The sequence below is a fragment of the Ignavibacteriales bacterium genome (assembly GCA_016709765.1).
Lineage (GTDB): Bacteria > Bacteroidota > Ignavibacteria > Ignavibacteriales > Ignavibacteriaceae > IGN3.
The window spans coordinates 56,562-71,046 of record JADJMD010000014.1 but is presented as its reverse complement, the minus strand read 5'-3'; the positions used below and the strand labels follow the sequence as shown (position 1 = coordinate 71,046).

Genomic DNA, 14,485 nt, shown 5'->3' with positions numbered 1-14,485 from the left:
CTCTTTAGTGTAGTATATAGTTTGTTAAGACGATTTAATAAGGCGATTCCTCAGAGTCGCCTTTTTTAATTAAATATGAGCACCATAAACTTTTTCTAACAAATCCGAAAGAGTTTTCTTTTCTGTGTTCGAGAGGGCAGAAGAAATAAATGATCCTAGTGAATCAATCTCGGGTTTAACTTTTTCTAAAAGTTTCAATCCTTTTTCTGTAATGCGAGTCATAGATAATCTTTTATCTGCATCTGAATTAAATCTTTCAACTAATTTATCTTTTAATAATCTATCGATTAGGCGTGTAACATCGGGCGCAGGTTCAATCATTCGACCAATTATATCGCAGCGTGGATGCCCATAAGGAGAAGCACCTTTAAGGATTCGCAATACATTATATTGTGGCATAGTTAAGCCATACTTACTTAAGACTTTTTCGTGTTTTGAACGTAAAAAATAAGATGTAACAAAAATATTTAGTGAAACTTCTTGATCTAAATTTGCAAACTTGGTTTGCTTAAGCCATTGTTTTAGTATCTCGCCCATAAATCTTTACAAATTTTAATGTGTTATGACACCAAAATTAGTTTATTAAGTTTCTAATTCAAAACCATAAAGCAATAGATTTAAATACATAGTTTTCTCAAATCATATTCACTATTTTTTAAACAACAAAAAGGAACACTATTCATACTTATGATTTTTCTTAATCCTGCAATTTTATTTGGTTTGCTTGCTGCTTCAATTCCTGTGATTATTCACTTATTCAATCTTAGAAAACTTAAAAAGATTGAATTTAGCACGCTTTCTTTTTTAAAAGAACTTCAAAAAAATAAAATTCGTAAAATAAAACTTAAGCAGTGGATTCTGCTTGCACTGCGAGTATTAGTAATTCTTTTTATCGTGATGGCTTTTGCACGTCCAACTCTGCAATCAATAAAGATTGGCGGAACAACTTCCGCGGCAAAAACCACAGCGGTTTTTATTTTGGATGATACTTTTAGTATGTCGGTTGTTGATCAGAAAGGTTCATACTTCAATCAGGCTAAAGAAATTATTAATCAAGTTATTTCGCAATTACAGGAAGGTGATGAAGCTGGATTGATTTTAGTCTCGAACCCTAAATTGGAAAATAAACTAACCTCAAACATTGCAGAGTTGCTAAAAAACATAAAGCAGTTGGACTTATCATATACTTCAGGTGATTTAAACTCAGCTATTACAATCGCTGCACAAATTATTTCCGAAAGTAAAAACTTTAATAAAGAAATTTATATTTTATCAGATTTTCAAAAAAACAAAATCTCCAATAAAAATGTTTCTAGCGATTTAAGCGAATTACTAAATAAAAATGTAAAACTTTATTCTTTTGATTTAGCAGATAAAGATGTTTTTAATTTATCTGTTGATGATTTGAAAATTAACAATCAGATATTTGAAAAAGATAAACCGGTTAGCTTTTCAGTTACAATTACAAATAATTCCAAACTGGATGTAAATAGTGCAGTGGTTTCTCTTTTTATAAATAATGAAAGGGCTGCGCAAAAAAGTTTTGATGTAGAAGCGGGACAATCAACAATAATTGAAATTGAGGCAACTCCCAAAACAACCGGATTTATTGACGTGACAGCGGAAATTGAAACCGATGAGATTGAACAGGACAATAAAAGATTTGCAAATATTTTTATTCCAGAGAAAATATCAGTTGGATTATTTTTTGAAAATCAGAACGATTTGCAATTTGTTGATTTGGCATTGCAAACAGCAGGCGAAACAAAATATGAAATTGATAGAAAAAATATTAATCAGTTAACTTCCCAGCAGCTAAGCAAATATCAGACAATAATTGTTTCGGCTAACTCAATAACTTTTGGCGCAGAAAAATTAAAAAGTTTTGTTCAAAGTGGCGGCGGATTGATTTTATTTCCTTCATCTGTGCCTGAACAAATAAAACTGAATCAATTTTATTCGCAGTTGGGATTAGGAATCAATTCTACATTTGTAGGAAAAATAAATAACAGCGATTTGAAAATTAAATTTGATAAAACAGATTTTAATCATCCTGTATTCCAAAATATTTTTCAGAATGAAGAAAAGACTAAATATGAATCACCTGAACTTAATGCTTATTATAAAATTTCATCAACGGGAAATCAACTTATTTCTTTGGTTGATGGTTCCTCTTTTTTAAGCGAATATAGAATTGGCAAAGGTAGAGCTTTTGTTTTTAATTCTACCCCTATTTTAAGTTGGAACGATTTTCCAATAAAAAGTATTTTTGCTCCGTTGATAAATAAATCGGTTGCATACCTTTCATCAAAAGAAAGAGACCAAAATGTTTTTATTGCTGGTGAAGAAGTAAATATAAATTTAAAGAACCAAAACACAGCACAAATAAAAATTACAAAACCAGATAATTCGGATGAGTTTATAAATCTTAACGAAAATAGTTCGAGAGATTATCTTACCTACTCTAACACGAATGCCGCCGGTAATTATAAAATTTATTCAGGCGATAATCTGATTGAAGATTTATCAATTAACACTGATCCAACTGAATCTAAAACAGAATATGCAGGTGAAAGCGATTTTGAAGATTATCTTAAACAAATAAATTTTAATGGTGGGTTTACTCCAATTGCTAAAGAATCAAACATAACAGAAAAAATTATGCAAGCCAGATTTGGTTCGGAATTGTGGAGATATTTTTTATTAGTTGCGCTAATTCTCGCGTTGATTGAAATGACAATTGCACGAAATGCAAAAAAGGATTTGGAAGGATTAAAACAATAGTAAGTCATTGCAAGTCCCATCGGGACGAAGCAATCTGCCAAATAAATGAAACAGATTGCTTCGCTCGAAGTCTCGTTCCCAATGACATTCAGAAAAAGAATTATGATAGATATAACAAAAAAAGTAGTTGAACGAGCAATGCTTGTTGCACTTGATACTAAAGAGTTTCGCAAAGAAGTTGTTGAAGAACATCTTGCAGAACTTGAAGAGCTGGCAAATACTGCTGGTGCAGAAACAATTTTCAAGATTATTCAAAGTAAATCAAGAATGGATTCTGCTTACTACATCGGGAAAGGTAAAGCAGAAGAACTTGCTCAACTTGTTGAATTGAATGACATCAATATAATTATTTTTGACGATGATTTAACTCCGGTGCAGGTGAGAAATCTTTCCGATTTATTTAAAAGAAAAGTTATTGATCGCAGTGGATTGATACTTGATATTTTTGCATCTCGAGCAAAAAGTAAAGAAGCAAAAACACAGGTAGAACTTGCGCAGCTTCAATATCTTTTACCTCGTTTAACCCGTGCTTGGACACACTTGTCAAAACAATACGGTGGAATTGGAACTAAAGGTCCGGGTGAAACACAGATTGAAACTGATAGAAGAATTATTCGTACTCGTATTTCACATCTTAAAGAAAAACTCATACAAATTGAATCGCATCGAACAACACAAAGTGCAGGAAGAAAAAACTCAACACGAATAGCAATTGCCGGATACACTAATGCAGGCAAATCTACTTTATTTAACTTGCTAACAAGTTCTGATGTTTTTGCTGAAGATAAATTATTTGCAACTTTAGATTCAACAACAAGAAATCTTGATGTGCACGATACTGAAAAGATATTGATAAGCGATACTGTTGGGTTTATTCGCAAGCTGCCGCCGCAATTAGTTGCATCATTCAAAAGTACTTTGAGTGAAGTTAGAGAAGCAGATATTATATTTCACGTAATAGATGCCTCACATCCATTTTATGAGGATCATCTTAAAGTTGTTGAAGATACTTTAAAAGAATTTGGAAGTGCGGATAAAAAAGTTGTGAGAATATTTAACAAGGTTGATCTTATAAAAGATAAAACAAAGATTGATTTCATTCGCAACTCGCACAAAGAGAGCATAATGGTTTCAGCATTGCGCGGAATCAATATTTCATCACTAAAAAAAATGTTAAATGATATAATTGAAGATCAGTTTGTCGAATCAAAAATTAACCTGCAATTAAATGATTCAAAAAAAGTTTCTCAAATCCATTCTCTGGCAGAAGTTTTAAAGATAGATTATGATGAGGATGGAATAAAAATCCATTACAAAACAAGTAAACAAAATTCAGATAAAATTAAAAAGATAATTAACAATTGAAATAACTTTTGGGAATACACGATGAATAAAACATTTTTGTTAACATTTGAACACGGACCAAATTATCAAACAGAAAAAATTTTTCACGATCAACCAAATTGGGAAAATCATTCACGCTTTGCTGATAAACTTTATCTTCAGCATATAATAACAATGTGCGGCGCATTAAAAGATGAATCAAAAGTAATCGTCGTTGCTCTTGAAAAAAATGAAAGCTCAATTAGAAATCTATTTAAAGATGATCCGTTTATTAAAAATGGTGTTCTCGCGCTTACTCACGTTGATGAATGGGAATTGCACTTAAATCCTGAACATATTGATGAGTAACTTCTTACACTTAAAATAAATATTGTCACTTCGACCATCGGGGGAAGACTTAAATTCAGAACAGATTTCTCAGTCGTTTCACTCCTTAGAAATGACCATCAGATTCTAAATATTTCAAATCTTATAACTAAATTTGATAACTAAATATTTAATTATTCGGAGAAATTATGTCAATTATTTTAGACGGATCAAATCTTACAATTGAAAAGATAGTACGTATCGCTCTTAATAAAGAAAAAGTAGAAATAAGCACTGAAGCACTTCAAAGGATTAAAACCTGCCGCGCAATGCTCGAAGAAAAAATCAAAGCAAAAGAAATTATGTACGGTGTTAACACCGGTATTGGCGAATTTTCTGAAGTGGTTTTAAATGATGATCAAGTAAAAGATTTTCAAAAATATCTAATCTATAATCACTCAGCTGGAATTGGCGATCCAATGCCTATTGAACATGTTCGTGGAGCAATTGCAGGAAGAATAAATGTTCACGCTCATGGTAATTCCGGCTGCCGATCTGATATTACTTTAACACTTGTTGAAATGTTAAATAAAAATTGCATTCCCGTTGTTTGTGAAAAAGGTTCAGTTGGTGCTTGCGGTGATTTAGCTCCGATGTCTCAAATAGCTTTATTGTTAATGGGAGAAGGTGAAGCATTTTACAACGGCGAAAGACTTCCGGGAAATGTTGCATTTGAAAAAGCGGGAATAAAAGTTCCGGGTTTGCAAGCGCGAGATGGTCTTGCAACAATAAATGGTTCAAATTTTATCACTGCCATAAGCGCACTTCAGCTATATGATATTAATCGCTGGTTAAAGCAAGCTGAAATAGCTGCTGCTATGTCGCTTGAAGCACTTCAAGCAAATATGAAACCTTATGATGTTCGTCTTCATAAGATTCGTGGTTTTGCGGGAGCTGTGCGTAGTTCCCAATCAATTAAAAAATGTGTAGAAGGGAGTGATCTTCTAACAGGAAAAATAAAACAGAAAGTTCAGGATGCTTATTCGATGCGCTCTACACCGCAAGTAATTGGAGCCGCACATGATGCAGTTGCCTATGCAAAATCGCAAATTGAAATTGAGCTAAACGGCGTTGGCGATAATCCAATTTTTATTCCTGAAGATAAAATCACTTTAACGGGTGCAAATTTTCAAGGGACACCGGTTTCACTTCCAATGGATATGATTAGTGCAGCTGTCACTATGGTAAGTGTTTTATCAGAAAGAAGAATGAACAGATTGAATAATCCAGCTTTAAGTGTTGGTCTTCCAGCATTTTTAACAAAAGGCGCAGGTATGTTTTCTGGTATGATGTTGAGTCAATACACAGCGGATACTTTAATTGTTGAGCAAAGAATTCTTTCTGCTCCTGCTTCAGTACAATCAATTCCTGCAGCCGCGGACCAGGAAGATTTTGTTTCGATGGGGATGAATACTGTACTTAAGAATCAGCAAATATTGGATAACGCATACGGAATATTGGGAATAGAATTTATGGCTGCCGCACAAGCCCTTGATTTCCGCGAACATGTTCCGGGAAAAGGAGTTGCAAAGGCAAAAGAAGTTATCCGCAAACATGTAGCTTTTCTTGATATTGATCGTCCGCTTTATGCAGATCATAATAAGATGAAAGCACTTGTAAAATCCTGTGAGATACTTGAAGAAGTTGAAAAAGTCATTGGAAGTTTGGAATAAAAGTTTCGCGCAAAGACGCCGAGGCGCAAAGCAAGAATATGACTGAAAATGAAATTTCAAAAATATTAGTTGATTGTTGTTTTAAGGTTCATACTGAATTAGGTCCAGGTCTATTGGAATCTGTTTATGAAGAAGTTTTGTCTTATGAAATAATTAAACGAGGTTTGAAGCTTGAAAGACAAAAAGCTATACCGGTTGTGTACGATAATATAAAAATGGAATTAGGATTTAGGGCAGACATAATTGCTGAAAATAAGGTTATAATAGAATTGAAATCTATTGAATCTATTGCACCCGTTCATACGAAACAAATCTTAACATATTTAAAATTAACAGGGTTAAAATTAGGTTTGCTAGTAAATTTTAATGAAGCATTAATTAAAGACGGAATAAAAAGAATTGTAAATAATTTATAAATCTTTGCGACTTAGCGTCTTTGCGTGAAATTCTCTTAAGGATAAAAAATGGAAATAATTTATCTAATAATTGGTTTAGTTGTTGGATTTGTAATTGCTTACTTCTTTTTGAAGAGTAAGAAAACAATTCCCATAGAAGAAGCAAATAAGCTCAATGAACAAATAAGCTCTTTTAAAGTTGAAGTAGGAACTTTAACTGAACGGATCAGATCACTTTTGGCAGATAAAACGTCATTAGACTCAGATTTGAAAAGTGAAAGAGATAAATCGGAAAAGCTCACATCAGAGAATTCGTCACTTAAATCTGATTACACAAATCTGCAAGAAAAATTGTCCGAACAAAAATCAGAAGTTGAAAAATTACAAGAAAAATTTACCAAGGAATTTGAAAATCTTGCAAATAAAATTTTTGAAGATAAAAGCTCAAAGTTTACAGAGCAGAACAAAACAAACCTTGATCAGATATTAAAACCACTCAGTGAAAAGATAAAAGACTTCGAGAAAAAAGTTGATGACGTTTATGTCACAGATTCAAAAGAAAGAGCCGGACTTGTCCAGCAAATAAAAAATCTTCACGAACTAAATCAGCAGATGAGCAAAGATGCAAACAATCTGACAAGTGCATTAAAAGGACAAAGCAAAACGCAAGGTAATTGGGGTGAGTTTATTCTTGAAAGTATTTTGGAGAAATCTGGACTTGTTAAAGGACGTGAATATGTTGTCCAGGAAAGTATAACTGCAGAATCCGGTAAAAGATTCCAGCCCGATGTGATTATTAATCTTCCAGAGAATAAAAGTATAATTATTGATTCAAAGGTTTCTCTTGTTGGATATGAAAAATTTGTATCATCAGAAAATGAAAATGAAAAACAGCTTGGATTGAGAGAACATATAAATTCAATCCGTTCGCACATAAAAAATCTAAGTGGAAAGAATTATCAAAATCTTTATCAACTTGAAAGTCTGGATTTTGTTCTGATGTTTATGCCTATCGAACCAGCCTTTGCTTATGCTGTGCAAAGTGATCCAGCTATTTTTAGTGATGCTTTTGAACAGAATATTGTAATTGTTAGTCCATCAACATTACTTGCAACTTTAAGAACAATTTCAAGTATTTGGCGACAAGAAAGTCAAAATAAGAATGCTGTTGAAATTGCAAGGCAAAGCGGCGAAATGCTTGATAAGTTTGCAGCTTTTGTTGACGATTTAATTTCTGTCGGCAAGGGTTTAGTTGGCGCAAAAGATAATTATGATAAAGCAATGAACAAGCTTACTGAAGGTAGAGGCAATCTTATCAGTCGTTCTGAAAAAATTAAAAAACTTGGAGCAAAAACAAGTAAAGCATTACCCCCAAGTATTCTTAATCGTGCTGATATTGGTGATGAGAATAATTTGTTGGATGAATGATGATTGTTCGACCGCCGCAAACACCGGAAGAATTTGAGCGATACAGAGATTTGAGATGGCGGATTCTCCGCGCTCCGTGGAATCAACCGAAAGGCAGTGAACTTGATGAGATTGAAGCAAAAGCTTTTCCTATTATGGTTTGCGAAGTTGATGGAATTCCTGTTGGAGTTGGCAGAGTTCATTTCAATTCTGAAACTGAAGCCCAAATCCGTTCTATGGCGGTTGAAGAAGAATGGCGTGAAAAAGGAATCGGGTCGATTGTGGTTAAAGAATTAGAAAAGATTGCAATCGATAAAGGTGCTAAGAAAATCATTCTTCAAGCACGTGAAAGTGCGGTTAATTTTTATGAGAGAAATGGATACAAAGTTGTGAAAAAATCACATACTTTGTTTGGAAGCATTCCACACTATTTGATGGAAAAAAAAGTATAATTTTTTGTGGAGCTGATCGGGATCCTCCATTGGAGTCCCTTTGGGAGAACCGATTACCTGTTCGTTGCGAACGAACCGCTCTCCCAACTGAGCTACAGCCCCGAAATTTATTATCTTCCAATTTTCGTTATCTCATCAAACTCTTCTTTTGTTACGGGCATAACAGATAAGCGGTTACCTCGAGCAATCAATTTCATATTTATAAGTTTTGGGTTTGATTTAATTGCATCAAGTGTAACAGGAGTTTTAAATTCTTTTACAAATTTTACATCAACCATAATCCACGTTGGATTTTTAGGATCAGCTTTTGGATCATAATGATCGTTGTCAGGATCAAACTGAGTATGATCAGGATAACCTTCTTTAACAACTTCACAAATTCCCATAACTGCTAATGGATCGGAGTTGCTGTGATAGAATAAAACCAGATCACCTTTTTTCATTTCATCGCGTAAAAAATTTCTTGCCTGGTAATTTCTAACACCATCCCAAAATGTTGTTTGGTTTTTGCTTTTTTTAAGGTCGTTTAAGGAAAAAACTTCAGGTTCGGATTTTACAAGCCAATATTTTTTCATATTAAAACTCCAAATTTTGGTACTGATTATTCCAGCTAATTTTCTAAATTGCTATTCACTTTATGTGTAAATATATTAAATCGTAATGATTATTAGTAAAACAATATTTCTGTCAATTATACTTTGTTATTCTGTAAACATTTATTCACAGAATGAAACAGGTTTTCAAATTGCGCGTCTTAAATACAGTGGCGGCGGTGATTGGTACAACGATCCTTCTGCAGAAGTAAATCTATTAAAATTTGTTCAGGCAAATACAAACATTAAAGTTAACGCAGAATATAAATTTGTTGATGTATCCAGCGATGAAATTTTCTCATACCCATTTTTATTTTTAACTGGACATGGTAATGTCGTTTTTTCAACCGACGAGGTTAATCGTTTAAGGACATATTTAGAAAATGGTGGTTTTCTTTACATTGATGATGATTACGGAATGGATAAAGCGATACGCAGAGAAATGAAAAAGGTTTTTCCCGTAAATGATTTTATTGAGGTTCCTTTTTCACACAAGATATTTAACATTTTTTATAAGTTTGAAAACGGAATACCAAAAACACACGAGCATGATAAAAATCCTCCGCAAACATTTGGAATGTTTTTAGGAACAAGATTAACGGTACTATATACTTTTGAATCAAATCCAAGCGATGGCTGGGCTGATCCTGAGGTACATAATGACCCGCAAAACAAAAGAGAAGAAGCACTTAAGTTTGGTGCTAACATAATTATTTATGCATTAAGTAAATAAAAATGAATTCAAGTTTTTACAAAGAAATAATTACTAAATTAGAATTACTTATAAAGAAAGAGTACACGGCTCATTTTCTTATTGGATTAGTAATAACAGTCATTATAATTATTGCTGGATTCACTGTGTTTAGTTTAGTTGAGCTAATTGGAAATTTCAATTCTATTGTTAGAACTATTTTACTTTTTGTATTTGTTCTGACCATACTTGGGGCAACAAGCTATTTGATTTTAATTCCGATATTAAAATATTTTAATATTTTTAAGAAGTGGGATTATTTTTATTCTGCAGCCAAAGTAGGAAAACAATTTCCAGAAATTAAGGATGATCTGCTAAACGCAATGCAGCTTGTTTCATCTGGTAAAACAAAAATAATCTATTCGCCTAGTTTACTTGATGCTGCTTTTAAAAATGTCTACGAACGTTCAAAACCAATAAGGTTTGAAAGTATAGTTGATTTTGCAAAAGTCAAAAAATTCTCGATTTATTTTTTGTTGGTATTTGTTTTATCAGCTCTAGTATTTGGATTTGTTCCTGGTCTGCAAGCCGCATCACACAGATTAATAAACTTTAATCAGGAATTTATTCCACCTGCGAAATTTTATTTTGAAATTTATCCAGGTAATACAGAAATCACAAAAGGTGAGAATGTTGATTTTATAATTCGTATAAAAGGAGAAATGCCTAAGAAGGTTTTTTTACTAACCCGCGAAGAATCTCAAACAAATTTTGAAGAGCATGAGCTTAAAAAAGATTCTGTTGGCGATTATAACTTTTCAATCCAGCAATTGCGCTCATCTCTAAATTACTTTGCATTCGCTGAAGATATAAAAAGTGAAGAGTCTAAAATAAAGGTAATTGATAGACCGGTAATTCGTTCTTTAGATGTAAAAGTAATTTCTCCCGGTTATTCAAATATCCCGGTACTTGAACAAAAAGATAACGGAAATATTTCGGCACTAGTTGGTAGTACTGTTGAGATTAGTTTGCTTTCCAACAAAGAATTAAAATCAGCACAAATAGAATTTGAAGACACAACAAAAATAAATCTTTCTGTTAAAAATAATTTTGTTAAGGGATCTTTTAGAATTAAAAAAGATAATTCTTACGTTATTTTATTACAGGATCTTAATGAAAATCAGAATCTTCAGCCAGTTAGATATTATTTAAAAGCAATTTATGATTCCACACCCACTATTGAATTAGCTTATCCAAAACAAGATATCAATCTTGCGAATGACAGTAGAGTACCTATTGAGGTAAAGATTAATGATGATTACGGTTTTTCTAAACTTAATCTTAATTACAAATTAGCTGCTTCTAAATATGAAGCTCCACAGGAAAAGTTTACATCGATTGAAATTGTATTTGATAAAAGGATAAAAGAACAGATAATTGATCATATCTGGAATCTTACTCAAATAAATCCCGCCGTTAATGATGTTTATTCTTTCTACTTGGAAATATTTGATAACGATAATATAAGTGGACCAAAATCTGCAAAGACCCAAATTATAAATGTTCGTGTACCTTCGTTGGATGAAATATTAACAAATGCTGATGAAACACAGGATAATGTTCAGGATGAAATGCAGGAAACTTTAAAAGAAGCCGAAGAACTTAAGAAGGAATTGGAAAAGATTGATAAAGATTTAAAACAGGATAAACAAGAAATAACCTGGGAAGAAAAAGAAAAAATTGAACAGACTTTAGATAAGTTTGAAAAGCTGCAAGAAAAAATAGAAACTGCCAGTGAGCAGTTAAAACAGATGCAGAATGAACTTCAGCAGAATCAATTACTTTCTGAAGAAACGCTTGAAAAGTATATGGAACTTCAGAAGTTGATGGATGAGATGACAAGTGATGAAATGAAGAAAGCTATGCAGAAAATGCAGGATGCACTTGAGAAAATGAATCGTAATCAGACTCAGGATGCAATGAACCAAATGAAAATGGATGAGGAGAAGTTTAAGAAAAGTATTGAACGAACTATGAACTTATTAAAGCGAATTCAGATTGAACAGAAAATGGATGAGATGGTTAAACGAGCTGAAAATCTTGAACAGAAACAGAATGAACTTAGTGAAGAAACAAAAAAGAGTGATCTGTCTGATCAAAAAAAATCCGAGGAACTAAGTAATAAGCAGGATGAAATTTCTAAGGAACTTGATCGATTGAAAGAAAAAATGGATGACCTTAAGGATAAAATGAGCGAACTTAAAGACATGCCAAATGAGGAAATGGAAAAGTTACAAGAGGAATTTGAGAAGCAAAAAAATGAAGAACTTTCTGATCAGACAAAACAAGACTTAAAACAAAATCAAAAACAGAAAGCGCAAAAAAATCAGCAACAGCTTTCTAAAAATATGCAGCAGATGAAATCAAGTATGCAACAGATGCAAGAACAGATGCAGCAGGAAAATCAGATGCAAACTTTTACGGATATGATGCGGATTCTGGATAATATTTTGTCGCTATCAAAACAGCAGGAAGAATTAAAAAATAAACTTCAGAATGTTGATCCAAATTCATCTCAGTTTGAACAAAACTTGCAAAAGCAAAATGAAATCAAAAAAAATCTTAATAAGCTTTTAGATCAAATGTCAGAGCTATCCCAAAAAACTTTTGCGATCTCACCTGAGATGGGAAAAGCACTAGGTAATGCAAATCAAAAGATGAATCAGTCAATGCAATCGATGCAAAACAGAAATGGAAGCATGGCAACACTATCGCAAGGAGATGCAATGATGCATTTGAATGAAGCGGCTAATATGATGAAGAGTTCTCTTGAATCAATGATGCAAGGCGGCAATGGCAGCGGGGGAATGATGTCACTTATGCAGCAATTACAAAAAATGTCCGGACAGCAAATGGATCTAAATAATATGACGCAAATGCTTCAGCAAATGCAGCAAGGTCAAATGTCGCCTGAACAACAGGGACAAATGCAAAGATTAGCGCAGCAGCAGCAGTTAATCCAAAAATCTCTTGAACAATTAAATAAAGAGGCTAAGCAAAGTGGGGAATCAAAAAAAATTCCAGCCGATCTTGAAAATATTGTAAATCAAATGCGCGAAGTTGTAACTGATATGAATACTGAAAAACTAACCGATGATTTAATCCAAAAGCAGGAAAAGATATTATCAAAACTTTTGGATGCACAAAGATCAATAAATGAGAGAGATTTTGAGAAAGAAAGAAAATCAGAAAGCGGTAACAACTTTACACGTAATAGCCCTGTCGAATTAAATCTTTCTAATCAAAAAGGTAAAGAAAAATTAAAGGATGAGTTAAATCGTGCAGTGCAAGAAGGCTACAGTAAAGATTATGAAGATTTGATTAGAAAGTACTATGATGCACTAGAAAGAGAAAAAATCAATAATTAAAACGTTGCAAAGTGTTATTTAGTTCAATTCTATGTTTGATTTCCAATCAAAATCCTTTTATTTTCTAACCTATTATTCATTCGGATTTTATACAAAATGTTTATCAAAAGATGTTCGAAAATTTAGTGGAAGAAACAAAAGATTTAGGATCAAAAAATGACTTTGATCTTGAAAAATTGCTTGAGCTTGGTGATTGGAAAGAACTTTTTTTAGGACTTTTTGATGTTGCTCGTGAATTGTTTTTTATTCTTGATGAAGATGGGTTAATTCTTTCTATTAATCAATTTGGTGCCTCATCTTTAGATTATGCCTCAGAAGAATTAATTGGTAAACACTTTTTGGATTTAATTGATCCAATTCATACACAACTTGTTAGTGCCTCTATTAATCTTGCCCTTAAAAACGATAACTCATTTTTTGAAGCATCACTTATAAATAAATATGAAAAGATTAATCGTTATCAGGTTAGTATTAGAACAGTAAGAAAAAATGGTAAGATTATCGGTCTGCTTGGTGTTGGTAAAGATGTTACATTACAAAGAAAACTTGAAAATGAGTTAACGGATATTAAACCAAAATTGATGGAAGCCGAAAGACTAATTGCATTGGAAAGAGCAAGATCATCACATCACAAAATGATGTTGGAAGAATTAAACAAGATGAAAAGTGAATTTGTATCTAACATCTCTCATGAAATGCGCACACCTCTTGCTTCAATCGTAGGATTTTCAGAAACCATAGCCTCTGATCCTAATATGCCCTTAGAGATGAGAAATGAGTTTAATTTAATCATTCTTAATGAAGGCAAAAGATTAGCAAAGCTTATCAATGATGTTTTGGACCTCTCTCGAATGGAAACTGGAAGAATCGCACTTAACAAATCGAAGGTAAACATTGTTAAATTAATCAAAAAAATGATCGATAATGGTAAAGAAGCATTATCTTCCATAAATGTTATTTTAACTTTGGAAGCCCCTTATGATGAAATAATAATTGAGGCTGATGAGGAACGTTTACTTCAGGCGTTAGATTCATTACTGGAAAATTCTATCAAGTTTTCTAAAAATGGTGGACGAATAAAAGTAATACTAAATAATCTTTTTCGGGAAGTAGAAATTATTATTACAGATACAGGAATTGGAATACCTGAAAAGGATTTACCATTTCTTTTTCAAAAGTTTTACAGAGTTAATCGTCCGGACTCTGATATTTCTGGTGCCGGTATGGGATTGGTTTTTGTAAAACAAATTGTAGATTTGCACAAAGGTTTAATCAATATTCAGAGCGAACCTAATAAAGGAACCTCTGTTTTAATAAAATTATTAAAGAATAATCGAGATTAGAAATAATAG

Annotated in this window: 12 protein-coding genes and 1 tRNA gene; 10 read left to right on the top strand and 3 right to left on the bottom strand. The window is 32.6% G+C overall.

The window, feature by feature from the left end; all coding sequences use genetic code 11:
• Nucleotides 1–69 precede the first annotated feature (69 nt).
• A complete protein-coding gene (locus tag IPJ23_15945) occupies nucleotides 70–537 on the bottom strand; it encodes a MarR family transcriptional regulator (protein MBK7632162.1) in 468 nt (155 codons plus the stop codon).
• Nucleotides 538–687: 150 nt separating this feature from the next.
• Between IPJ23_15945 and IPJ23_15940 the strand changes: the two genes are divergently transcribed.
• The 7 genes from IPJ23_15940 (at nucleotide 688) to IPJ23_15910 (ending at nucleotide 8,421) form a co-directional block, all read left to right on the top strand.
• Nucleotides 688–2,784, top strand: a complete 2,097-nt coding sequence (locus IPJ23_15940; GenBank protein MBK7632161.1) for a BatA and WFA domain-containing protein — start codon at nucleotides 688–690, stop codon at nucleotides 2,782–2,784.
• Between the two features lie 102 nt (nucleotides 2,785–2,886).
• Nucleotides 2,887–4,149 (top strand): GTPase HflX, encoded by a 1,263-nt coding sequence (gene hflX / locus IPJ23_15935; protein MBK7632160.1) that lies wholly within the window; start codon nucleotides 2,887–2,889, stop codon nucleotides 4,147–4,149.
• Between the two features lie 21 nt (nucleotides 4,150–4,170).
• Nucleotides 4,171–4,476 carry a hypothetical protein gene (locus IPJ23_15930; GenBank protein MBK7632159.1) on the top strand — a complete coding sequence of 102 codons (306 nt, stop codon included), beginning with the start codon at nucleotides 4,171–4,173 and terminating at the stop codon, nucleotides 4,474–4,476.
• A gap of 167 nt (nucleotides 4,477–4,643) precedes the next feature.
• Nucleotides 4,644–6,167 carry an aromatic amino acid lyase gene (locus IPJ23_15925; GenBank protein MBK7632158.1) on the top strand — a complete coding sequence of 508 codons (1,524 nt, stop codon included), beginning with the start codon at nucleotides 4,644–4,646 and terminating at the stop codon, nucleotides 6,165–6,167.
• Nucleotides 6,168–6,205: 38 nt separating this feature from the next.
• Nucleotides 6,206–6,583 carry a GxxExxY protein gene (locus IPJ23_15920; protein MBK7632157.1) on the top strand — a complete coding sequence of 126 codons (378 nt, stop codon included), beginning with the start codon at nucleotides 6,206–6,208 and terminating at the stop codon, nucleotides 6,581–6,583.
• Between the two features lie 48 nt (nucleotides 6,584–6,631).
• A complete protein-coding gene (rmuC, locus tag IPJ23_15915; GenBank protein ID MBK7632156.1) occupies nucleotides 6,632–7,990 on the top strand; it encodes a DNA recombination protein RmuC in 1,359 nt (452 codons plus the stop codon).
• Nucleotides 7,990–8,421, top strand: coding sequence for a GNAT family N-acetyltransferase (locus IPJ23_15910; protein ID MBK7632155.1), 432 nt, complete (start codon nucleotides 7,990–7,992; stop codon nucleotides 8,419–8,421). Before rmuC ends, IPJ23_15910 begins: the two co-directional genes overlap by 1 nt.
• A 7-nt stretch (nucleotides 8,422–8,428) precedes the next feature.
• Here IPJ23_15910 and IPJ23_15905 read toward each other — a convergent pair.
• Together IPJ23_15905 and IPJ23_15900 are read right to left on the bottom strand one after the other, a co-directional pair.
• Nucleotides 8,429–8,523 (bottom strand) — tRNA-Ala (locus tag IPJ23_15905).
• Between the two features lie 8 nt (nucleotides 8,524–8,531).
• Entirely contained in the window at nucleotides 8,532–8,996 is a 465-nt protein-coding gene (locus IPJ23_15900) for an EVE domain-containing protein (GenBank protein ID MBK7632154.1), read from the bottom strand.
• 85 nt (nucleotides 8,997–9,081) lie between these two features.
• Here IPJ23_15900 and IPJ23_15895 point away from each other — a divergent pair, with 85 nt between their 5' ends.
• The 3 genes from IPJ23_15895 to IPJ23_15885 all read left to right on the top strand — a co-directional run bounded on the left by IPJ23_15895 (nucleotide 9,082) and on the right by IPJ23_15885 (nucleotide 14,476).
• Nucleotides 9,082–9,747: a DUF4159 domain-containing protein gene (locus IPJ23_15895; GenBank protein MBK7632153.1), complete on the top strand. Its 666-nt coding sequence runs from the start codon at nucleotides 9,082–9,084 to the stop codon at nucleotides 9,745–9,747.
• A 2-nt stretch (nucleotides 9,748–9,749) separates the two neighbouring features.
• On the top strand, nucleotides 9,750–13,133 hold the full coding sequence (locus IPJ23_15890) for a hypothetical protein (protein ID MBK7632152.1): 3,384 nt from the start codon (nucleotides 9,750–9,752) through the stop codon (nucleotides 13,131–13,133).
• Nucleotides 13,134–13,243: 110 nt separating this feature from the next.
• A complete protein-coding gene (locus tag IPJ23_15885) occupies nucleotides 13,244–14,476 on the top strand; it encodes a PAS domain S-box protein (protein ID MBK7632151.1) in 1,233 nt (410 codons plus the stop codon).
• Nucleotides 14,477–14,485 lie beyond the last annotated feature (9 nt).